This is a genomic window from Pseudomonas brassicacearum (assembly GCF_000585995.1).
Classification (GTDB): Bacteria; Pseudomonadota; Gammaproteobacteria; order Pseudomonadales; family Pseudomonadaceae; genus Aquipseudomonas; species Aquipseudomonas brassicacearum_A.
In genome coordinates, this window is record NZ_CP007410.1 from 6,435,027 (window position 1) to 6,455,951 (window position 20,925).

Annotated in this window: 19 protein-coding genes and 1 pseudogene; 15 read left to right on the forward strand and 5 right to left on the reverse strand. The window is 61.4% G+C overall.

Features of this window, described 5'->3' with window-relative positions:
• Positions 1-125: 125 nt before the first annotated feature.
• Positions 126-1,529: pseudogene (locus CD58_RS27820) on the forward strand (phosphomannomutase/phosphoglucomutase); the annotation flags it as partial.
• Positions 1,530-1,552: 23 nt separating this feature from the next.
• A complete protein-coding gene (argB, locus tag CD58_RS27825) occupies positions 1,553-2,458 on the forward strand; it encodes an acetylglutamate kinase (RefSeq protein WP_025216133.1) in 906 nt (301 codons plus the stop codon).
• Positions 2,459-2,650: 192 nt separating this feature from the next.
• Here argB and pyrE read toward each other — a convergent pair whose 3' ends face one another.
• Positions 2,651-3,295, reverse strand: a complete 645-nt coding sequence (gene pyrE / locus CD58_RS27830) for an orotate phosphoribosyltransferase (RefSeq protein WP_025216134.1) — start codon at positions 3,293-3,295, stop codon at positions 2,651-2,653.
• 82 nt (positions 3,296-3,377) lie between these two features.
• On the opposite strand from pyrE, the gene CD58_RS27835 reads away from it, so the two are divergent.
• Entirely contained in the window at positions 3,378-4,157 is a 780-nt protein-coding gene (locus CD58_RS27835) for an exodeoxyribonuclease III (RefSeq protein WP_013694557.1), read from the forward strand.
• A 180-nt stretch (positions 4,158-4,337) separates the two neighbouring features.
• Here the strand turns inward: CD58_RS27835 and CD58_RS27840 are convergent, their stop codons facing one another.
• Positions 4,338-4,706, reverse strand: coding sequence for a DUF4870 domain-containing protein (locus tag CD58_RS27840; protein ID WP_025216135.1), 369 nt, complete (start codon positions 4,704-4,706; stop codon positions 4,338-4,340).
• A gap of 30 nt (positions 4,707-4,736) precedes the next feature.
• Positions 4,737-5,459, reverse strand: a complete 723-nt coding sequence (gene rph / locus CD58_RS27845; protein WP_025216136.1) for a ribonuclease PH — start codon at positions 5,457-5,459, stop codon at positions 4,737-4,739.
• A 274-nt stretch (positions 5,460-5,733) separates the two neighbouring features.
• On the opposite strand from rph, the gene CD58_RS27850 reads away from it, so the two are divergent.
• The 6 genes from CD58_RS27850 (at position 5,734) to CD58_RS27875 (ending at position 11,040) form a co-directional block, all read left to right on the forward strand.
• Positions 5,734-6,597, forward strand: a complete 864-nt coding sequence (locus CD58_RS27850; protein WP_025216137.1) for a YicC/YloC family endoribonuclease — start codon at positions 5,734-5,736, stop codon at positions 6,595-6,597.
• Between the two features lie 10 nt (positions 6,598-6,607).
• Positions 6,608-7,228 carry a guanylate kinase gene (gmk, locus tag CD58_RS27855; protein WP_003206877.1) on the forward strand — a complete coding sequence of 207 codons (621 nt, stop codon included), beginning with the start codon at positions 6,608-6,610 and terminating at the stop codon, positions 7,226-7,228.
• A 167-nt stretch (positions 7,229-7,395) separates the two neighbouring features.
• On the forward strand, positions 7,396-7,659 hold the full coding sequence (gene rpoZ, locus CD58_RS27860; protein ID WP_003177259.1) for a DNA-directed RNA polymerase subunit omega: 264 nt from the start codon (positions 7,396-7,398) through the stop codon (positions 7,657-7,659).
• Positions 7,660-7,719: 60 nt separating this feature from the next.
• On the forward strand, positions 7,720-9,825 hold the full coding sequence (gene spoT / locus CD58_RS27865; protein WP_025216138.1) for a bifunctional GTP diphosphokinase/guanosine-3',5'-bis pyrophosphate 3'-pyrophosphohydrolase: 2,106 nt from the start codon (positions 7,720-7,722) through the stop codon (positions 9,823-9,825).
• A gap of 37 nt (positions 9,826-9,862) precedes the next feature.
• Positions 9,863-10,243 carry a RidA family protein gene (locus CD58_RS27870; RefSeq protein WP_003206880.1) on the forward strand — a complete coding sequence of 127 codons (381 nt, stop codon included), beginning with the start codon at positions 9,863-9,865 and terminating at the stop codon, positions 10,241-10,243.
• Between the two features lie 56 nt (positions 10,244-10,299).
• On the forward strand, positions 10,300-11,040 hold the full coding sequence (locus tag CD58_RS27875; protein ID WP_025216139.1) for a hypothetical protein: 741 nt from the start codon (positions 10,300-10,302) through the stop codon (positions 11,038-11,040).
• Between the two features lie 135 nt (positions 11,041-11,175).
• Here CD58_RS27875 and CD58_RS27880 read toward each other — a convergent pair whose 3' ends face one another.
• Positions 11,176-12,033 (reverse strand): SDR family oxidoreductase, encoded by an 858-nt coding sequence (locus CD58_RS27880; protein WP_025216140.1) that lies wholly within the window; start codon positions 12,031-12,033, stop codon positions 11,176-11,178.
• 187 nt (positions 12,034-12,220) lie between these two features.
• Between CD58_RS27880 and exbB the strand changes: the two genes are divergently transcribed.
• The 6 genes from exbB to CD58_RS27910 all read left to right on the forward strand — a co-directional run bounded on the left by exbB (position 12,221) and on the right by CD58_RS27910 (position 19,200).
• Entirely contained in the window at positions 12,221-13,204 is a 984-nt protein-coding gene (exbB, locus tag CD58_RS27885; protein ID WP_025216141.1) for a tonB-system energizer ExbB, read from the forward strand.
• Positions 13,205-13,210: 6 nt separating this feature from the next.
• Positions 13,211-13,639 carry a TonB system transport protein ExbD gene (gene exbD, locus CD58_RS27890; protein WP_025216142.1) on the forward strand — a complete coding sequence of 143 codons (429 nt, stop codon included), beginning with the start codon at positions 13,211-13,213 and terminating at the stop codon, positions 13,637-13,639.
• A complete protein-coding gene (locus tag CD58_RS27895) occupies positions 13,636-14,391 on the forward strand; it encodes an energy transducer TonB family protein (protein WP_025216143.1) in 756 nt (251 codons plus the stop codon). The genes exbD and CD58_RS27895 overlap by 4 nt, the downstream gene beginning before the upstream one ends.
• Positions 14,392-14,715: 324 nt before the next feature.
• Positions 14,716-15,636, forward strand: coding sequence for a hydrogen peroxide-inducible genes activator (locus CD58_RS27900; RefSeq protein WP_025216144.1), 921 nt, complete (start codon positions 14,716-14,718; stop codon positions 15,634-15,636).
• Between the two features lie 9 nt (positions 15,637-15,645).
• Positions 15,646-17,721, forward strand: coding sequence for an ATP-dependent DNA helicase RecG (gene recG / locus CD58_RS27905; RefSeq protein ID WP_025216145.1), 2,076 nt, complete (start codon positions 15,646-15,648; stop codon positions 17,719-17,721).
• Positions 17,722-17,799: 78 nt separating this feature from the next.
• Entirely contained in the window at positions 17,800-19,200 is a 1,401-nt protein-coding gene (locus CD58_RS27910) for an aminoacyl-tRNA deacylase and HDOD domain-containing protein (protein WP_025216146.1), read from the forward strand.
• A 128-nt stretch (positions 19,201-19,328) separates the two neighbouring features.
• Here the strand turns inward: CD58_RS27910 and CD58_RS27915 are convergent, their stop codons facing one another.
• Positions 19,329-20,678: a hypothetical protein gene (locus tag CD58_RS27915; protein ID WP_025216147.1), complete on the reverse strand. Its 1,350-nt coding sequence runs from the start codon at positions 20,676-20,678 to the stop codon at positions 19,329-19,331.
• Positions 20,679-20,925: the final 247 nt, after the last annotated feature.

The window sequence follows — 20,925 nt, forward strand, 5'->3', positions numbered from 1 at the left end:
AGGTAACGCTGTCTCATGGCACTTTCCCACCGCGAACTCTCTGTCAAAAACGCCGTCATACGCTTCAGTTTGAGCCTGCCGACGCTAACCGTCGGCCTGTCCAGTCACTTTCCTGATAGAGCGCCCCGCCCATGAACACCCCAGCTGCAATCGCCCCGATCTTCCCTGACAGCATCTTCCGCGCCTACGACATCCGTGGCGTGGTACCGGAAACCCTCACCGCCGAAACCGCCTATTGGATCGGCCGCGCGATTGGCTCCCAGAGCCTGGCCCAGGGCGAACCGAACGTGTCCGTCGGCCGCGATGGCCGCTTGTCGGGCCCGGAATTGGTCGAGCAGTTGATCAAAGGCGTTGCCGACAGCGGCTGCCACGTCAGCGACGTGGGCCTGGTGCCGACACCGGCGCTGTACTACGCCGCCAACGTGCTGGCTGGTAAATCCGGCGTGATGCTCACCGGCAGCCACAACCCGTCGAACTACAACGGCTTCAAGATCGTCATCGCCGGCGACACCCTCGCCAACGAGCAGATCCAGGCCCTGCACACCCGCCTCAAGACCAACGACCTGAGCAGCGGCCAGGGCAGCGTGACCAAGGTCGACATCCTCGAGCGCTACAACGACGAAATCGTCAAAGACGTGAAGCTCGCCCGTCGCCTTAAAGTGGTGGTCGACTGCGGTAACGGCGCCGCCGGCGTGATCGCCCCACAACTGATCGAAGCCCTGAACTGCGAAGTCATTCCACTGTTCTGCGATGTGGACGGCAACTTCCCCAACCATCACCCGGACCCGGGCAAGCTGGAAAACCTCGAAGACCTGATCGCCAAGGTCAAGGAAACCAACGCCGACCTGGGCCTGGCCTTCGACGGTGACGGCGACCGTGTGGGCGTGGTGACCAATACCGGCAGCGTGGTATTCCCGGACCGCCTGCTGATGCTGTTCGCGCGTGACGTGGTAGCGCGCAATCCGAACGCCGAAATCATCTTCGACGTTAAGTGCACCCGTCGCCTGGTGCCGTTGATCAAGGAATACGGCGGTCGTCCGCTGATGTGGAAAACCGGTCATTCGCTGATCAAGAAAAAAATGAAACAAAGCGGCGCCCTGCTGGCCGGCGAGATGAGCGGCCACATCTTCTTCAAGGAGCGTTGGTTCGGTTTCGACGACGGCATCTACAGCGCCGCACGCCTGCTGGAAATCCTCAGCAAGGAGAAATCCAGCGCTGAAGAGCTGTTCGCGACCTTCCCGAACGATATTTCTACGCCAGAAATCAATATCCATGTGACCGAAGAGAGCAAATTCAGCATCATTGATGCACTGCACGACGCCCAATGGGGCGAAGGAGCCGAACTGACCACCATCGACGGTGTGCGGGTCGACTACCCACAAGGCTGGGGCCTGGTTCGCGCGTCCAACACCACGCCGGTGCTGGTCCTGCGTTTCGAGGCTGACAACGAAGCCGAGCTGCAGCGCATCAAGGACGTGTTCCACACCCAACTCAAGCGTGTTGCACCCGATCTCCAACTACCGTTTTGATGTTTAAATCACCGGAGCCCTGAATGACCCTCGAACGCGAAGCCGCCGCCAATACCGCCAAGGTCCTGTCCGAAGCGTTGCCTTATATCCGACGCTACGTCGGCAAGACCCTGGTGATCAAATACGGCGGCAACGCGATGGAAAGCGAGGAGCTGAAAACCGGCTTCGCCCGCGACATCGTGCTGATGAAGGCCGTGGGCATCAACCCGGTGGTGGTGCATGGCGGTGGCCCGCAAATCGGTGACCTGCTCAAGCGCCTGTCGATCGAAAGCCATTTCATCGACGGCATGCGCGTCACCGATGCGCAGACCATGGATGTGGTGGAGATGGTCCTCGGCGGCCAGGTCAACAAGGACATCGTCAACCTGATCAACCGCCATGGCGGCAGCGCCATCGGCCTGACGGGCAAGGACGCCGAGCTGATCCGGGCGAAGAAACTCACCGTCACCCGCCAGACGCCGGAGATGACCCAACCGGAAATCATCGACATCGGCCACGTGGGCGAAGTGGTTGGCATCAACACCGACCTGCTGAACCTGCTGGTCAAGGGCGACTTCATCCCGGTGATCGCGCCTATCGGCGTGGGCGCCAACGGCGAGTCGTACAACATCAACGCTGACCTGGTGGCCGGCAAAGTGGCCGAAGCACTGAAAGCTGAAAAGCTGATGCTGCTGACCAACATCGCCGGCCTGATGGACAAGACCGGCAAGGTCCTGACCGGGCTGTCGACGCAACAGGTCGACGACCTGATCGCCGACGGCACCATCTACGGCGGCATGCTGCCGAAGATTCGCTGCGCGCTGGAAGCGGTACAGGGCGGCGTCGGCAGCTCGCTGATCATCGACGGCCGGGTACCGAACGCGATTCTGCTGGAGATCTTCACCGATACGGGTGTGGGTACGTTGATCAGTAATCGCAAGCGTCCTTAAGCGATACCGGTAAAAAAAGACCCCGCTCAACCTGGTTGAGCGGGGTCTTTTTTTGGCACTGATTACCAGTGAAGGCAGACTTATGTGGGAGCGGGCTTGCTCGCGAAAGCGGTGGGTCAGACAAACATAATGTCGGATGTGCCGCCGCATTCGCGAGCAAGCCCGCTCCCACAGGGGTTTAGCGCAAGCCTTTTAGACACCAAACTGCGCCCGATAAGCCTCAACCGCCGGCAAATGCTGCTTGAGCTGCGGATCGTCGGCCAAAAACTCCAGCACCTGGTTCAGCGACACGATGCTGATCACCGGAATGCCGAAGTCGCGCTCCACTTCCTGGATTGCCGACAACTCACCGTTGCCGCGCTCCTGGCGGTTCAGGGCGATCAGCACGCCGGCTGCCTTGGCGCCTTCCTGGGAAGCGATGATCTGCATCACTTCGCGGATAGCGGTGCCGGCGGTGATCACGTCGTCGATGATCAGCACATCGCCGGTCAGCGGGGCGCCCACCAGGCTGCCGCCTTCGCCATGGGCCTTGGCTTCCTTGCGGTTGAAGCACCAAGGCAGATCGCGGCCATGATGTTCGGCCAAGGCGACGGCGGTGGTGGCGGCCAGCGGGATGCCTTTGTAGGCCGGGCCGAACAATACGTCGAACGAGATGCCGCTCTCGACGATGGCCGCCGCATAGAAACGGCCCAGCTGCGCCAGGGCGGCACCGCTGTTGAACAGGCCGGCATTGAAGAAGTACGGACTGGTGCGACCGGACTTGAGGGTGAACTCACCGAAGCGCAAAACGCCGCGATCGATGGCAAAACGAATGAAATCGCGCTGATACGCCTGCATGAAAAAAGCCCCAAATACCACGGATTTAGCTAAATAGGTACACGCCGTGTATCATACACGCACGTGATTTTTGGGGCCATTTATGCGGATCATCAGTGTGAACGTCAATGGTATTCAGGCTGCAGTGGAGCGAGGTTTGCTCAGTTGGCTGCAAGCACAGAATGCCGACGTCATCTGCCTGCAGGACACCCGCGCCTCCGCCTTTGAACTGGACGATGCAGCCTTCCAACTGGATGGTTACTTCCTTTATGCCTGCGATGCCGAAGTCCCCGCCCAGGGTGGCGTGGCTTTGTACTCGCGGCTGCAACCGAAGGCTGTCATCAACGGTCTCGGTTTCGAGACGGCGGACCGCTACGGGCGCTACCTGCAAGCCGATTTTGACAAGGTCAGCATCGCGACCTTACTGCTCCCTTCGGGGCAGAACGGCGATGAAGATTTGAATCAGAAATTCAAGCTAATGGACGACTTCGCCCGTTATCTGGATAAACAGCGACGCAAACGTCGCGAGTACATTTATTGTGGCTCGCTGTACGTGGCGCAACAGAAGCTGGATATCAAGAACTGGCGCGACAGCCAACAATCCCCGGGTTTCCTGGCGCCGGAACGGGCCTGGATGGACGAGATCATTGGCAACATGGGTTATGTCGATGCCCTGCGCGAAGTCAGCCGTGAAGGCGATCAGTACAGTTGGTGGCCAGACAATGAACAGGCCGAGATGCTCAACCTCGGCTGGCGCTTCGACTACCAATTGCTGACCCCCGGCCTGCGCCGCTTCGTACGCAGCGCCCGCCTGCCGCGCCAGCCACGGTTCTCGCAGCATGCGCCGTTGATCGTGGATTACGACTGGACGCTGACGATCTGAGTGTCGTTTGCGCAGCCACAAAAAAACCGACAGAAATGTCGGTTTTTTTGTGGCCACTGAAAATCAACTGTGGGAGCGAGCTTGCTCGCGATGGCGGTGGATCAGCCAACATCAATATTGAATGAACAGCCGCAATCGCGAGCAAGCTCGCTCCCACAGGTAAAAGGCGCTAGCTGATCGTTATTTGACCAACCGCCAGGTAAACGGATACCGATACGGCTGCCCTTCATTGGCCTTCACCCCACCAATGATGGTCAGCACCAGCGCACCAATGGCCACCAGCCCGAACAGGAAGAAGCCAATCACCACGACCATCAGCAGCAAGCTGATCGCCGAGGCAATCGCCACGGTGATCTGGAAGTTCAGCGCTTCCTTGCCCTGGGCATCGATGAACGGGTCGGATTCACGCTTGAGCTGCCAGAGCACCAGCGGCCCGATCAGCGTACCGAACGGAATCCAGATCCCCAGCAAGGCGGACAGGTGACAGAACATCGCCCATTGACGCGCCTCCTTGCTGGGCTGGGGCAGTAGGACTTGCTCATCACTCATGACATTCTCCTTGTCTGAAGCGCGAAACAATCAGTCAGCCAATGCGGCCTTTTGCAGTTCGAAAATCTCGTTCATGCCTTTCTTCGCCAACTCCAGCATAGCGTTCAATTCTTCCGGCTGGAACGGCGCGCCTTCAGCAGTGCCCTGGACTTCAATGAAGCCGCCAGCGCTGGTCATGACCACGTTCAGGTCGGTCTCGGCGGCGGAGTCTTCCAGGTAGTCCAGGTCCAGCACCGGCTCGCCCTGGTACATGCCCACGGACACCGCGGCAATCATCTGCTTGAGCGGATCGCCGCCCTTGAGGCCGCCACGCTTCTTGATCACTTTCAAGGCATCGACCAGCGCGACCATCGCGCCAGTAATTGACGCGGTACGCGTACCGCCATCGGCCTGGATCACGTCGCAGTCGACATACAGCGTCACATCGCCCAGCTTGGTCATGTCCAGCGCGGCGCGCAGCGAACGGCCAATCAGGCGCTGGATTTCCAGGGTCCGGCCGCCCTGCTTGCCACGACTGGCTTCGCGCTGGTTCCGCTCACCGGTGGCGCGCGGCAGCATGCCGTATTCGGCCGTCAACCAGCCTTGGCCCTGGCCCTTGAGGAAGCGTGGCACACCGTTTTCGACGCTGACCGTGCAGATGACTTTGGTATCACCGAATTCGACCAGTACAGATCCCTCGGCGTGTTTGGTGTAGTTGCGGGTAATGCGGATCGAGCGAAGCTGATCGGCAGCGCGACCACTTGGACGTTTCATAGGGAACACCTGTACAGAGGACGGAAAACTGCCGAGCATTATAGAGCCGTGAATCGTCATAGGGCAGTTAAACGTAGCGCTGTTCTAAAAAGCCGGCGCGAGCGAAGTCCCTCAAAGCCCCGGCCGACAGGTTGCAGCGCTTTGTCACATGCGCGGTTTGGGGCCTGCGCCGCACTGCGCTACAATCCTGCGCCTTTGCTGCCCTTGGGCTTTTATTCACAGATATCAGGCTCCACGACCGCCGGTTGTGGCCGCTTCATTGCGAGGAACCTCCATGGTGCACAGCATGACCGCCTTCGCCCGCGTTGAAAAAGCCGGGGCCCAAGGCACGCTGAGCTGGGAACTGCGCTCGGTCAACAGCCGTTACCTGGAGCCACACCTGCGCCTGCCCGAGTCCTTCCGCGACCTGGAAGGCGGCGTGCGCGAAGCGCTGCGCCAGGGCCTGTCCCGGGGCAAACTGGAATGCACCCTGCGCTTCACCGAAGAAAGCGCCGGCAAGACACTCCAGGTGGACCGCGAGCGCGCCGCGCAACTGGTGGCCGCCGCCGAAACCGTCGCCAGCCTGATCAAAAACCCCGCCGCCCTGAATCCACTGGAAGTCCTGGCCTGGCCGGGTGTGCTGGTGGGCGATGCCAGCGACCCGCAAGCGCTGAACGCCGAGGCAATGGCGTTGTTCAACGAAGGGCTCAAGGAACTCAAGGCCGGCCGCGAGCGTGAAGGCGCGGAGTTGGCCCGACTGATCAACGAGCGCCTGACGTCCATTGAAGAAGACGTCAGCACCCTGCGCGAGCTGGTCCCGCAGATGCTCGCCACCCAGCGCCAGAAAGTGCTCGATCGCTTCACTGACATGAAGGCCGAACTGGACCCGCAGCGCCTGGAACAGGAAATGGTCATGCTCGCGCAAAAGAGCGACGTGGCCGAAGAACTGGATCGCCTGAGCACCCACATCATCGAAGTTCGCCGGGTGCTCAAGTCCGGCGGTGCGGCCGGTCGCCGCCTGGACTTCCTGATGCAGGAGCTCAACCGCGAAGCCAATACACTGGGCTCCAAAGCCTTCGACCCGCGCAGCACCCAGGCTGCGGTCAACCTCAAGGTGTTGATCGAGCAAATGCGCGAACAAGTGCAAAACATTGAGTAAGGCTAACGACATGACCCACAGCACCGGCACCCTCTACATCATTTCCGCGCCCTCGGGCGCCGGCAAGACCAGCCTAGTCAAGGCACTGATCGACGCCGAACCGCAGATCCGCGTCTCGGTCTCGCACACCACCCGCGCCATGCGTCCGGGTGAAGTGAACGGTGTGAACTATCACTTCGTCGACCGCGAAGAGTTCGTGAAAATGGCCGAACACGGCGACTTCCTGGAGCGCGCCGAAGTCTTCGGCAACCTTTATGGCACCTCGCAAAGCTACCTGCAGCAGACCCTGGACGAAGGCCATGACCTGATCCTGGAAATCGACTGGCAAGGTGCCGAGCAGGTGCGCAAGCTGATGCCCCAGGCCCGCTCGATCTTTATCCTGCCACCGAGCCAACAGGCCTTGCGCCAGCGCCTGACCAACCGTGGCCAGGACAGCGACGACATCATCGAAGGCCGGATGCGCGAAGCGGTCAGCGAAATGAGCCACTACGTCGACTACGATTACCTGATCATCAACGACGATTTCGCCCACGCACTGGACGACTTGAAGGCGATTTTCCGCGCCAGCCAGCTGCAGCAGAAACGCCAGCAGCAACGTTTCGGTAAATTATTGGCCGAATTGTTGGGCTGAATGGCCCTTCCCAAAACCGCTGCGACGGCTTTACATTGGTACTCGCAGCGCGCCGAGGGGTTTGGTTAAAAAATCAGCGCTTCCCTAAACGCTGGTGTTTTTTTAAACTGTTGAGTCCGCTCGCCCAACCGGGCAGCGCGCATATTGCATTCGCTCCGAGGAATACCATGGCCCGCGTAACCGTTGAAGACTGCCTAGAACACGTGGAAAACCGCTTTGAGCTGGTCATGCTCTCTACCAAGCGTGCCCGTCAACTGGCCACCGGTGGCAAAGAGCCGTTGGTCCAGTGGGAAAACGACAAGCCTACCGTAGTAGCGCTGCGTGAAATCGCCGAAGGCCTGATGAGCTACGAGTTCATCGCCAACGCTGAAATCGTTGAAGACGAACCGCTGTTCGCAGCGTTCGAGGACGAGTCCAACGAGGCGGTCTAAGCCTATGCCTGGTCGACGTAGCACGGCGCGGGGTCACAGCAAACGGCAGGAGTCATCATCATGCCGAGCATAGACGCCCTCGCCGATCGCTTATCGGCCTACCTCGGCAAGGACCAGGTCAACCTGGTCCGCCGAGCCTATTTCTACGCCGAACAAGCCCACGACGGCCAACGCCGCCGCAGCGGCGAGGCGTACGTCACGCACCCGCTTGCGGTGGCGAACATTCTTGCCGACATGCACATGGACCATCAGAGCCTGATGGCGGCAATGCTGCATGACGTGATCGAAGACACCGGCATTGCCAAGGAAGCGCTGCAAGCGCAGTTCGGCGAAACCGTGGCCGAACTGGTCGACGGGGTCAGCAAACTGACCCAGATGAACTTCGAGACCAAGGCCGAGGCCCAGGCCGAAAACTTCCAGAAAATGGCCATGGCCATGGCCCGCGACATCCGCGTGATCCTGGTCAAGCTCGCCGACCGCTTGCACAACATGCGCACCCTGGAAGTGCTCTCCGGCGAAAAACGCCGACGGATCGCCAAGGAAACCCTGGAGATCTACGCGCCCATCGCCAATCGCCTGGGCATGCACGCGATTCGCATCGAGTTCGAAGACCTTGGCTTCAAGGCCATGCACCCGATGCGTTCGGCGCGGATCAACCAGGCCGTCAAGCGCGCCCGGGGCAATCGCAAGGAAATCGTCAACAAGATCGAAGAATCCCTGAGCCACTGCCTGGCCATCGACGGCATCGAAGGCGAAGTCAGCGGCCGGCAGAAACACCTCTACGGCATCTACAAGAAAATGCGCGGCAAACGTCGGGCCTTCAACGAGATCATGGACGTCTACGCGTTCCGGATCATCGTCGACAAGGTCGATACTTGCTACCGCGTATTGGGTGCTGTGCATAATTTGTACAAACCGTTGCCGGGGCGCTTCAAGGATTACATCGCGATTCCCAAGGCCAACGGTTATCAATCGCTGCACACCACGTTGTTCGGCATGCACGGTGTACCGATCGAAATCCAGATCCGCACCCGTGAAATGGAAGAGATGGCCAACAACGGCATCGCAGCCCACTGGCTCTACAAATCCAGCGGCGACGAACAACCCAAGAACACCCACGCCCGGGCCCGACAGTGGGTCAAGGGTGTGCTGGAAATGCAGCAGCGGGCCGGCAACTCCCTGGAATTCATCGAAAGCGTCAAGATCGACCTGTTTCCGGACGAGGTCTATGTCTTCACGCCCAAGGGCCGGATCATGGAGCTGCCCAAAGGCTCCACGGCCGTGGACTTTGCCTACGCGGTGCACACCGACGTCGGCAACAGCTGCATCGCCTGTCGGATCAACCGTCGCCTGGCGCCGTTGTCCGAACCGCTGCAAAGCGGCTCCACGGTGGAAATCGTCAGCGCGCCCGGCGCCCGACCGAACCCGGCGTGGCTCAACTTCGTGGTCACCGGCAAGGCCCGTACCCATATCCGCCACGCCTTGAAACTGCAACGCCGCTCCGAATCCATCAGCCTGGGCGAGCGCCTGCTGAACAAAGTGCTGAACGGTTTCGACAGCTCCCTGGACAAGATCCCGGTCGAGCGCGTGCAGCTCATGCTCCACGAATACCGCCTCGAACTGATCGAAGACCTGCTCGAAGACATCGGCCTGGGCAATCGCATGGCCTACGTCGTCGCCCGCCGCCTGCTCGGCGAAGGCGAGCAATTGCCAAGCCCCGAAGGCCCGCTGGCGATTCGCGGCACCGAAGGCCTGGTGCTCAGCTATGCCAAGTGCTGCACACCGATCCCGGGCGACCCGATTGTCGGCCATCTGTCCGCCGGCAAAGGGATGGTGGTGCACCTGGACAACTGCCGCAACATCAGCGAAATCCGCCACAACCCGGAAAAATGCATCCAGCTCTCCTGGGCCAAGGATGTTACCGGCGAATTCAACGTCGAGCTGCGGGTCGAGCTGGAGCACCAGCGTGGCCTGATCGCGCTGCTGGCCAGCAGCGTCAACGCCGCCGACGGCAATATCGAAAAAATCAGCATGGACGAACGCGATGGCCGCATCAGCGTCGTCCAACTGGTGGTCAGCGTGCACGACCGCGTGCACCTGGCCCGCGTGATCAAGAAACTGCGCGCCCTGACCGGCGTCATCCGCATCACCCGGATGCGCGCATAACGGCGCAATCAGGCCCACCCATTACAAGGAGTCATTCATGACCAAAACCGTTATCACCAGCGACAAAGCCCCTGCCGCCATCGGTACTTATTCCCAGGCCATCAAGGCGGGCAACACCGTGTACATGTCGGGCCAGATCCCGCTGGACCCGAAAACCATGGAGCTGGTGGAAGGCTTCGAAGCCCAGACCGTGCAGGTGTTCGAAAACCTCAAGGCCGTGGCCGAGGCTGCCGGTGGTTCGTTCAAGGACATCGTCAAGCTCAACATCTTCCTCACCGACCTGAGCCACTTCGCCAAGGTCAACGAGGTCATGGGCAAGTACTTCGACCAGCCTTACCCTGCCCGCGCCGCCATTGGCGTGGCGGCCCTGCCAAAGGGCGCGCAGGTTGAGATGGACGCCATCCTGGTCATCGAGTAATAAGCCCGGCGCAGCCCTCCCCCGCTGCGCCGTTTTCGTTCTGAAAGGATTCCACCATGCGCAACGCGCTTGCTCTCTCGCTGGTCGCCCTGCTTCTGGGCGGCTGCGCCAGCGACCCTGCCGACCGTGACATCAGCGGCACCTGGATCAACCAGGCAGCCATCGACGCTGCCGCCAAAGGTGGCCCGCTTCGCGAGGCTTTGCAGGGTTATGGCCCGAACCTGGAATGGGACGTCAACACCCGGGCCGGTCAGGCGCGCTATACCAACGGCTTTGAAAATGTCGAAGGCAAGTTGCTGGGCGAAGAAGACGGCACGTGGAAAGTCGATTTCTACGGCAGCTCCGCCAGCGAACTCAAGCGCGACGGCAACCAGTTGAGCCAGGCCGCCACCGAAAACGAACCGCAACAGGTGTTCGACCGCGCGTCAGTCCAGGTACCAGAAGGCGCGCCAATCGGCGCCAGTTTCGAGCGAGCACTGTATGCCGCCTACCTGGGTGGCACCTGGAGCATCGTCAACGGCCCCGGCCAAGGCGCCAGCGTGCAATTCCAGCCCGACGGCCAGGTCAGCGGCCTACCGGGCGCCGATCGTTACGCCTTATGCCTGGCGGGCGACTGCGCCTCCATGAGCGGCGGCAACGACAACATCTGGCTGCAACAGAACGGCCAGGGCAACACCTGGATCTTTGCCCGCGACGGCAAGAAGCTGGAAATTTTCCAGACCGTCAATGCGGCATTGGCCGATGAAATGCCTTCGTTCACGCCGGGTACTCGGCAGTGGCTGCTGGAAAAGCAGTAGAAGCCCAGACGCGGTTCCCCTGTGGGAGCGGGCTTGCTCGCGAAGGCGGCATGACAGTCAACGAAGATGTTGGATGTCAGGCCCCCTTCGCGAGCAAACCCGCTCCCACCGTTTGTTATGGGGTGCCTGAAAAAGTCAGCAGCGCCCCTCCAGAATCGCCGCATACCCCTCACGAAAACTCGGATACTGCGGCGTCCAGCCCAACGCCTTTGCCCGGGCATTGCTGCAGCGTTTGCTGCCGGCGCGACGTACGCTGGCGTTTTCGGCCCATTGGGTGACGCCCATGTAGTCGCGCAGCCAGCCCACCACGTCGGCCAGCGCGGCGGGGGCATCGTCGACGCCGATGTAGCAGTCTTGCAGGGTTTTGCCCTGGCGATCGGCTTCCAGCAGGAACGCCAGCAGGCCCGCCGCATCGTCGGCATGGATGCGGTTGGCGTACAGGGGCGGGTCTTCCACCACGCTATAGCCCTGGCGCACCTGGCTCAACAGCCATTCACGACCCGGGCCGTAGATGCCGGTCAAGCGCACGCGGCTGGCCGGAATGCCACTGTCCAGCGCCACTTGCTCGGCTTCGAGCATCAGCCGTCCGGAATAACCGCCGGCCTCGGTGGGCGACGTTTCATCGACCCACTCACCCTTCTGTTGCCCATAGACACTGCTGCTGGACACAAAAAGCAAACGTTTTGGCTGCTGCCCATGCTGCTTCAACCAGCCCAACACATGCTGCAACCCTTCTATGTAAGCCGCGCGATAACCCGCTTCGTCATGCTGGGTGGCGGCCGCGCTGTACACCAGATAATCCAGGGGGCCGGTGGGCCAATCGGCCGGACATTGCTCGCTGAACAGATCGCCCGTCACCCCGACAACCCCGGCCGGCAGGTGCGAAACCGTGCGTCGCAAGCCATAGACTTGCCAATGTTCGGCCAATAACTGGCTGGCCAGGCGGCTGCCGATATCACCGCAGCCGGCGATTAAAACAGAAGGCGCGGACATCAAAATCTCCTCTGGTAAAGGCGCAGACTAGCCCTCGGAAGGGACAAGCGGCTAGCAATGCAGGAAAAAAAGTTACTGTATTACTTTTGTTAACAAGAATTACTTGCAATAATGCTCGCCACTTTTGTTCTCGGCCCACGAGGCCTGGAAGAACATCAACCTTCTTTTCCTCTCAGGTCCGGCCAGCATGAAACGCTCTCTATCCTCCGCTTCGCCAACCAACCGACCTCGCGTCTGGAGCGCCGTGGCAGCCTTGCTGCTCAGCCTGCTGCTGGCGCCTGCCGCCGCGTTCGCCGATGCACAGACACCCGCCACGACACCGGCCACCGCCCCTGCCACAACGGCCCCGGCGCCTGCCGACGCTGGCGCTCCCGTTGCCACGCCGGTGGCCACCGACCCGGCCCAGGCCGTCGAAGCCAGCGCCGCAGACGCGCCGCCAGTGCTCGAAGCCGACAACTCCCTGGGCATGGCCCACGACCTGTCGCCCTGGGGCATGTACCAGAACGCCGACATCATCGTGAAAATCGTGATGATCGGCCTGGCCATCGCTTCGATCATCACCTGGACCATCTGGATCGCCAAAGGCTTCGAGCTGCTGGGCGCCAAACGTCGCTTGCGGGGTGAAATCGCCGCCCTGAAAAAGGCCACCACCCTCAAGGAGGCCAGCGCCAGCGCCGCGAAAGAAGGCACCCTCGCCAACCTACTGGTGCACGACGCGCTCGAAGAGATGCGCCTGTCGGCCAACAGCCGTGAGAAAGAAGGCATCAAGGAACGCGTGAGCTTCCGCCTCGAACGCCTGGTCGCCGCCTGTGGTCGCAACATGAGCAGCGGCACCGGCGTACTTGCCACCATTGGTTCCACCGCGCCGTTCGTCGGCCTGTTCGGCACCGTATGGGGCATCATGAACAGCTTCATCGGCATCGCCAAGACCCAGACCACCAACCTCGCCGTCGTGGCACCCGGCATCGCCGAAGCCCTGCTGGCGACCGCACTCGGCCTGGTCGCAGCGATCCCGGCCGTGGTCATCTACAACGTCTTCGCCCGCTCCATCGCCGGCTACAAGGCCCAGGTCTCCGACGCCTCGGCGGAAGTCCTGCTGTTGGTCAGCCGCGACCTCGACCACCTTCCGCCCGAGCGCGGCTCGCAACCGCACATGGTGAAAGTGGGGTAATCGGCCATGGGCCTGCATTTGAAAGAAGGCGCAGACGACGATCTGGCCGAGAACCACGAAATCAACGTCACGCCATTCATCGACGTGATGCTGGTGCTGCTGATCATCTTCATGGTGGCCGCCCCGCTCGCCACCGTGGACATCAAGGTCGATCTCCCGGCCTCGACGGCCAAGCCATCGCCACGGCCAGAGAAACCGGTGTTCCTGAGCGTCAAGGCCGACCAGCGCCTGTTCCTCGGCGAAGACGAGGTCAAGACCGAAAGCCTCGGCGCGACCCTCGACGCCAAGACCCAGGGCAAGAAGGACACGACGATCTTCTTCCAGGCCGATAAAGGCGTGGACTACGGCGACTTGATGAACGTGATGGACGCCCTGCGCGCCGCCGGTTACTTGAAGGTCGGCCTGGTCGGACTCGAGACGGCGCCCAAGAAATGATCACGACGCGCCAAAAGCTGACGCGTTACAGCGGTAGCCTGGCCGTAGTGCTGGGCGTGCATGCGCTCGCCATCGCGCTGGCACTGAACTGGACGTCACGCCCGCCCATCGAATTGCCCCCCCAGGCCATGATGGTCGAGCTGGCGCCGGTTCCGGCCCCACCACCGCCTGCACCGCCGAAAGTCGTCACACCGCCGCAGCCTCCTGAACCGGTCGAAGAACTGCCGTTGCCTAAGCTCGCCGAAGCGGCGAAGCCGGAGATCTCCATACCCAAACCGGTCAAGCCCAAGCCGAAGCCTCAACCGCCCAAGCCCAAGCCCGTGGAGAAAAAACCGGAGCCGCCGAAGGAAACACCGTCGGAGCAAAAGCCCAGCGATACCCCGCCCACCCCGGCACCGACCGAGAAATCCGCGCAACCGGCCCCAGGCCCTTCGCCAGCTCAATCGGCGGCCAAGGCCAATTGGCAGGGCACACTGCTGGCGCACCTGGGCAAGTACAAAAAGTACCCGACCCGGGCCCAGCAGATGAACAAGGAAGGCATGAATCGCCTGCGCTTCGTGGTGGATGCCGAAGGTAACGTGCTGTCATACGAACTGGTGGGCAGCTCCGGCACGGAGTCGCTGGACCGGGCCACCCTGGAAATGATCCGCAAAGCCCAACCGCTGCCCAAGCCACCGGCCGAACTGCTGACCAACGGCACCATCGAACTGACGGCACCGTTTGTGTATTCCATCGAGAAGCGCCGGCGCTGACCGAACCTAGCAACTCGGTAGCAGGTGAATCCTGTGGCGAGGGAGCTTGCTCCCGCTGGACTGCGCAGCAGGCCCTGGCCCGATCAACACGATCTGCCTGATGCAGCGCATTCGCTGGTTTTGGGGCCGCTTCGCGGCCCAGCGGGAGCAAGCTCCCTCGCCACAATGAGTACACCCGACAGAACGGCATCGAAAGATGCCTTTTTCATATCCGGCAACGACCCAACAGACATTGGACAGTGTCACACCGCGCCTCCACTCTGATAACGTGCGTCTATCGATTGCAGCCGGTATGCTTGGCTCGCAACTTCATGGACGCTTGCTATGACCCTCACAGAATTACGCTACATCGTCACCCTCGCCCAAGAGCAGCATTTCGGCCATGCGGCCGAGCGTTGCCATGTCAGCCAGCCGACGCTGTCGGTGGGTGTGAAAAAGCTTGAAGACGAGCTCGGTGTGCTGATTTTCGAGCGCAGCAAAAGCGCCGTGCGCCTGACGCCGGTCGGCGAAGGCATCGTGGCCCAGGCGCAAAAAGTCCTGGAACAGGCCCAAGGCATCCGTGAGCTGGCCCAGGCTGGCAAGAACCAGCTGACCGCCCCACTGAAGGTCGGTGCGATCTACACCGTCGGCCCGTACCTGTTCCCGCACCTGATTCCGCAACTGCACCGGGTTGCCCCGCAGATGCCGTTGTACATCGAAGAAAACTTTACCCACGTGCTGCGCGACAAACTGCGCAACGGCGAGTTGGACGCGATCATCATCGCCCTGCCGTTCAACGAAGCCGACGTCCTGACCCTGCCGCTCTACGACGAGCCGTTCTACGTCTTGATGCCGGCCCAGCATTCCTGGACCCAGAAAAAAACCATCGACGCCGCCCTGCTCAACGACAAGAGCCTGCTGCTGCTCGGCGAAGGCCATTGCTTCCGCGACCAGGTGCTCGAAGCCTGTCCGACCCTGACCAAGGGTAGCGAAGGCGCCAAGCACACCACGGTGGAATCCAGCTCCCTGGAGACCATCCGTCACATGGTTGCCTCTGGCCTGGGTATTTCGATCCTGCCGCTGTCGGCGGTGGACAGCCATCACTACGCCCCCGGCGTGATCGAAGTCCGTCCGCTGACGCCGCCCGCGCCGTTCCGCACCGTAGCCATCGCCTGGCGCGCCAGCTTCCCGCGGCCCAAGGCCATCGAGATCCTCGCTGACTCGATCCGCCTGTGTTCCGTGGCCAAGCCGCCCACTGCCAAGTAAGCCGCAGCCATGACTGAGCTGTCGAAAGTGCCGGTCACGGCACTCAAGGGTGTCGGTGAAGCCATGGCCGAGAAACTGGCCAAGGTCGGCCTGGAGAATCTCCAGGACGTGCTGTTCCACCTGCCGCTGCGCTACCAGGACCGCACCCGCGTGGTGCCCATCGGCCAGTTACGGCCCGGGCAGGACGCGGTGATCGAAGGCACCGTCAGCGGCGCCGACGTGGTCATGGGTCGCCGCCGCAGCCTGGTGGTGCGGCTGCAAGACGGCACTGGCGGGCTCAGCCTGCGCTTCTATCACTTCAGCAATGCACAAAAGGAAGGCCTCAAGCGTGGCACTCGCGTGCGCTGCTACGGAGAGGCGCGGCCCGGGGCGTCGGGGCTGGAGATCTATCATCCGGAATACCGCAGCATCACCGGTGACGAGCCGCCGCCCGTGGATGAAACCCTGACCCCGGTCTATCCCCTCACCGAAGGCCTGACCCAACAACGCCTGCGCCAGCTCTGCCAGCAAACCCTGACCCTGCTCGGCCCCAGCAGCCTGCCCGACTGGCTGCCCACGGAGCTGGCCCGGGACTACCACCTGGCGCCCCTGGCCGACGCGATCCGCTACCTGCACCATCCACCAGCCGATGCCGATGTCGATGAACTTGCCCTCGGCCATCACTGGGCCCAGCACCGCCTGGCATTCGAAGAACTGCTGACCCATCAATTGTCTCAGCAACGTCTGCGCGAAAGCCTGCGCTCCCTGCGTGCCCCAGCCATGTCCAAGGCCCGGGACTTGCCCGCTCGCTACCTGGCCAACCTGGGCTTCACGCCAACCGGCGCCCAACAAAGGGTCGGTAACGAAATTGCCTACGACCTGAGCCAGCCTGAACCGATGCTGCGGTTGATCCAGGGCGATGTCGGCGCCGGCAAGACCGTGGTCGCCGCCCTCGCCGCGCTCCAGGCCCTGGAAGCGGGGTATCAAGTGGCACTGATGGCGCCCACCGAGATCCTCGCTGAACAGCACTTCATCACCTTCCAGCGCTGGCTTGAACCGCTGGGCATCGAAGTCGCCTGGCTGGCCGGCAAGCTCAAGGGAAAGAACCGTGCAACTGCCCTGGCGCAGATCGCCGAAGGCGCACCGATGGTGGTCGGTACCCACGCGTTGTTCCAGGACGAAGTGCAATTCAAGAACCTGGCGCTGGTAATCATCGACGAACAACACCGCTTCGGCGTGCAACAGCGCCTGGCCCTGCGGCAGAAAGGCGTGGGCGGACGGATGTGTCCGCATCAGTTGATCATGACCGCCACGCCGATCCCGCGGACCCTGGCTATGAGCGCCTACGCCGACCTCGACACCTCGATCCTCGACGAACTGCCCCCCGGCCGTACCCCGGTCAACACCGTGCTGGTCACCGACACCCGCCGGGTCGAAGTGATCGAGCGCGTGCGCAGCGCCTGTGCCGAAGGGCGGCAGGCCTATTGGGTGTGCACGCTGATCGAAGAGTCGGAAGAGCTGACCTGCCAAGCCGCCGAAACCACCTATGAAGACCTCACCGCCGCCCTCGGCGAGTTGAAGGTCGGGCTGATCCATGGCCGCATGAAACCGGCCGAAAAAGCCGCCGTCATGGCCGAATTCAAGGTCGGGGCCCTGCAATTGCTGGTCGCCACCACCGTGATCGAGGTGGGCGTCGATGTGCCCAACGCCAGCTTGATGATCATCGAGAACCCTGAGCGGCTGGGCCTGGCGCAGTTGCACCAGCTACGCGGACGTGTCGGCCGGGGCAGCGCCGCCAGCCATTGCGTGTTGCTGTACCACCCGCCGCTGTCCCAGATCGGCCGCCAACGGTTGGGCATCATGCGCGAAACCAACGACGGCTTTGTCATCGCCGAAAAAGACCTTGAACTGCGCGGCCCCGGTGAAATGCTCGGCACGCGCCAGACCGGTCTGCTTCAATTCAAGGTAGCCGACCTGATGCGCGACGCCGATCTGCTCCCCGCCGTACGCGACGCCGCCCAGGCTTTGCTGGAACGCTGGCCCGACCACGTCAGCCCGCTGCTGGATCGCTGGCTGCGTCATGGGCAGCAATATGGCCAAGTGTGAGCACGCTCTCAGTTTCCGGACGCACCTGCCCGGCAAGCTGGTTATACTGCTGAACTTGTAGGAAAACGGATACAGACCATGACTGAAGCTGCCCTCGTCCCAGAATCCCCGCACGCTCCGTCTGTTATTCGGCTGCTGCTCGAAAAACTGGGCATCGCCTTTGACGAAGTGCTCGAGCGACCAGGCCTGAACCCTGCTCGCAAAGTGCAAGCTGTCCTGCTGCACGACGCCGTTGGCGCGCTCATGGTGCTGTTTCCACAAAGCCAGCTGCTGGACCTCAACCGCCTGGCGGAACTCACTGGACGAAAACTCACGGCGGTGCCGACCGACCGCCTGGAGCGCATGCTCGGCAAGCACAGCCTGAGCCTGCTGCCCGGCCTGCCGGCGCTGACCAGCTCCCCCTGCCTGTACGAAGAAAGCCTGCTGCGCGAGCCGAAGCTGCTGATCAACTCGGGCGAGCCGGGGCTGCTGCTGGAAGTCACCAGCGAAGCCTTCAAGACCATGCTCACCAAGGCCAGCGCCGCGACATTCGGCGAAGCCGTGAGCAACATCACTCCCAACCTGGACCGCCCGCACGACGACCGCGCGGAAATCACCCAGGCCGTCCAGGCGTTTACCGCCCGGCGCATCCAGCAACGGCTGGAAGAAACCATCGAGATTCCGCCCCTGGCCGAAACCGCCCAGAAAATCATCAAGCTGCGGGTCGACCCGGACGCGACCATCGATGACATCACCGGCGTCGTCGAAACCGACCCGGCCCTGGCCGCACAAGTGGTGAGCTGGGCCGCCTCGCCGTACTACGCCTCACCGGGCAAGATTCGTTCGGTGGAAGACGCCATCGTACGGGTGCTGGGCTTCGACCTGGTGATCAACCTGGCGCTCGGCCTGGCCCTGGGCAAGACCCTGAGCCTGCCCAAGGACCACCCGCAACACACCACGCCGTACTGGCACCAGTCGATCTACACCGCCGCCGTCATCGAGGGCCTGACCCGCGCCATGCCGCGCGCCCAGCGCCCCGAAGGCGGCCTGACCTACCTGTCCGGCCTGCTGCATAACTTTGGCTATTTGCTGCTGGCCCACGTGTTCCCGCCGCACTTCTCGCTGATCTGCCGGCACCTGGAGGTCAACCCGCACCTGTGCCACAGCTACGTGGAACAGCACCTGCTGGGCATCAGTCGCGAGCAGATCGGCTCATGGCTGATGCGCTACTGGGACATGCCCGACGAACTGGCCACCGCCCTGCGCTTCCAGCACGACCCGCATTACGACGGCGAATACGCGGCTTACCCGAACCTGGTGTGCCTGGCCGTACGCCTGCTGCGCTCGCGGGGCATCGGCACCGGCCCGGATGAAGAAATCCCTGACGCACTGCTGGAGCGCGTAGGGCTGTCTCGGGACAAGGTCAATGACGTGGTCAGTAAAGTGCTTGAAGCCGAAGCGCTGCTGCGCGAACTGGCTTCGCAGTTCAGCCACGGTTGAACCCCCGAGGGAGCTTGCTTCCGCTAGGCTGCGCAGCAGCCCCAGATGGGCCTACACAATTTTCCAGGCGGATCGCGCTGATCGTTCCCACGCTCCGCCTGGAGGATTGACTACATGTTCCTTGCGGCTTAAGCCAGATAACGAATCACCCAACCACCACCGATATAAGCCCAAGGGTCACCGTCCACCCACGCTAACCCACACACAACGATCCGCCCATCCGCCATTACCGCCATATCCTGAACAACCTCATACTTCCCGCCTTCGTCAAAAACGGTAAAACCGTTGCCATTGAACGTCGAATCCAAAGAGCCATCGGAATGAAAACGTGCCGTCAGCGCGCTAACCCCTTCCTCTACAAACCCCCTGCCGGTAGTACCGGCTACGAGGATCGAACCCTCCGCCTGCAACGCAATACGTTTCCATCCCAGCCCTTGAGGCACCAACTTGGAGAACAATGGCTGCCCGCGATTGAAATTGAAGTCGAAGAATCCGCCACGAGTTAGAACGAACATCAGCCCATGTAGAACACCATCGCGTAAAGCCTTGCCGATCGTGACAATACTGCCGTCAGTCTCTCTGACCTCAATAGCCTCCACGTAGATTAGGTTAGAGTGGCGAACGGGCACCATCCCACCATTAAAACTGGTATCGAGACGCCCCGATGCATCGAAACGCATGACGTAAGCGACTCTGGAATAAGGATTTTCCAGCGCAAACTCACCACCGACCAACACGTTGCCATCCGCCTGAACGGTGACAACCTCGGCAATATTCCATTCATAGGAAATACCTGGGGGCTCGACAATCGCAAAACCAACCCCGTTGAATGTGTAGTCGGTCGAACCATCCGAGTTAAGGCGAAGTACGATCTCTTTTGGCTCACCGGAATCATTTCTCATGTAACCGAGCAAGAGAATCTTGCCGTCTTGCTGGACCGCAGAAGCTCCTTTACGACCCGAACTGCGTGGTGCTCCAGTGGAAGACCTCTCGTCAACGCGAGCAAAAGCCCCCCCGCCTGTCTCAGCATGTCTAGGGGCTATACCGCCCGGAAACAAACGCACACCTTTTTCACCGAAAGACTCAACCAGTCGCCCCTCCCTGTCATGCCGAACGAGACACCGCCCCCCTTCACTGCCCTTCTCATACTGCCCAAGCAGCAGCCATCCACCATCACTAAGACCGATCAACTCCCTTACATCATTGATATAGCCCCCCTCGAGAGAAACCTCGACCAGACCCGCCCCGTTTCCACCAAATCCAATATCAAGCGAGCCGTTCTCATTCAGTCTCGCCAGTGCGATAGGGGCTTCCACACCCAATAATTGAATAGCAACAAGCAGCTTATTTTCAGGCAACGCCAGAACCGCTACCGTATCGAATCCAGAGATTTCGGGTATCGGAAACCTCAATACGCCCCCATCGGCAAAGGTGGGGTCGAGAGTGCCTGCTTGCAGGGTTCCTGTTGGTTGAGTCATGATTTTTTTGCTCCATCAAGGGGATGAAATTCACATGGACATCAACCTTCATGGAGCCTCCGAACACGTGTCTTTGCACCTGTCAGGAATGACAGTTCGAGCGACTTTTTGGAGATAAGGCACTGGCTTGTTAAGCCACCTCGCGACTCAAACCTGGAATCCCCGACTCGCTGCTTGATCGCGTGGGTTGGGCCTGGGAGAAAGCCAAGGACGCGATCCGCCTGGAGGATTACGTAAACCCATTTGG

Excerpts from the sequence above, each read along its gene's own strand:
- exbB (WP_025216141.1), top strand. The coding sequence starts at position 12,221 with ATGAAACGCTCTCTATCCTCCGCTTCGCCAACCAACCGACCTCGCGTC.
- CD58_RS27895 (WP_025216143.1), top strand. The coding sequence starts at position 13,636 with ATGATCACGACGCGCCAAAAGCTGACGCGTTACAGCGGTAGCCTGGCC.
- rpoZ (WP_003177259.1), top strand. The coding sequence starts at position 7,396 with ATGGCCCGCGTAACCGTTGAAGACTGCCTAGAACACGTGGAAAACCGC.
- CD58_RS27910 (WP_025216146.1), top strand. The coding sequence starts at position 17,800 with ATGACTGAAGCTGCCCTCGTCCCAGAATCCCCGCACGCTCCGTCTGTT.
- exbD (WP_025216142.1), top strand. The coding sequence starts at position 13,211 with ATGGGCCTGCATTTGAAAGAAGGCGCAGACGACGATCTGGCCGAGAAC.
- CD58_RS27850 (WP_025216137.1), top strand. The coding sequence starts at position 5,734 with ATGGTGCACAGCATGACCGCCTTCGCCCGCGTTGAAAAAGCCGGGGCC.
- argB (WP_025216133.1), top strand. The coding sequence starts at position 1,553 with ATGACCCTCGAACGCGAAGCCGCCGCCAATACCGCCAAGGTCCTGTCC.
- recG (WP_025216145.1), top strand. The coding sequence starts at position 15,646 with ATGACTGAGCTGTCGAAAGTGCCGGTCACGGCACTCAAGGGTGTCGGT.
- CD58_RS27880 (WP_025216140.1), bottom strand. The coding sequence starts at position 12,033 with ATGTCCGCGCCTTCTGTTTTAATCGCCGGCTGCGGTGATATCGGCAGC.
- rph (WP_025216136.1), bottom strand. The coding sequence starts at position 5,459 with ATGAAACGTCCAAGTGGTCGCGCTGCCGATCAGCTTCGCTCGATCCGC.
- CD58_RS27875 (WP_025216139.1), top strand. The coding sequence starts at position 10,300 with ATGCGCAACGCGCTTGCTCTCTCGCTGGTCGCCCTGCTTCTGGGCGGC.
- CD58_RS27840 (WP_025216135.1), bottom strand. The coding sequence starts at position 4,706 with ATGAGTGATGAGCAAGTCCTACTGCCCCAGCCCAGCAAGGAGGCGCGT.
- pyrE (WP_025216134.1), bottom strand. The coding sequence starts at position 3,295 with ATGCAGGCGTATCAGCGCGATTTCATTCGTTTTGCCATCGATCGCGGC.
- gmk (WP_003206877.1), top strand. The coding sequence starts at position 6,608 with ATGACCCACAGCACCGGCACCCTCTACATCATTTCCGCGCCCTCGGGC.
- CD58_RS27835 (WP_013694557.1), top strand. The coding sequence starts at position 3,378 with ATGCGGATCATCAGTGTGAACGTCAATGGTATTCAGGCTGCAGTGGAG.
- CD58_RS27915 (WP_025216147.1), bottom strand. The coding sequence starts at position 20,678 with ATGACTCAACCAACAGGAACCCTGCAAGCAGGCACTCTCGACCCCACC.
- CD58_RS27900 (WP_025216144.1), top strand. The coding sequence starts at position 14,716 with ATGACCCTCACAGAATTACGCTACATCGTCACCCTCGCCCAAGAGCAG.
- spoT (WP_025216138.1), top strand. The coding sequence starts at position 7,720 with ATGCCGAGCATAGACGCCCTCGCCGATCGCTTATCGGCCTACCTCGGC.
- CD58_RS27870 (WP_003206880.1), top strand. The coding sequence starts at position 9,863 with ATGACCAAAACCGTTATCACCAGCGACAAAGCCCCTGCCGCCATCGGT.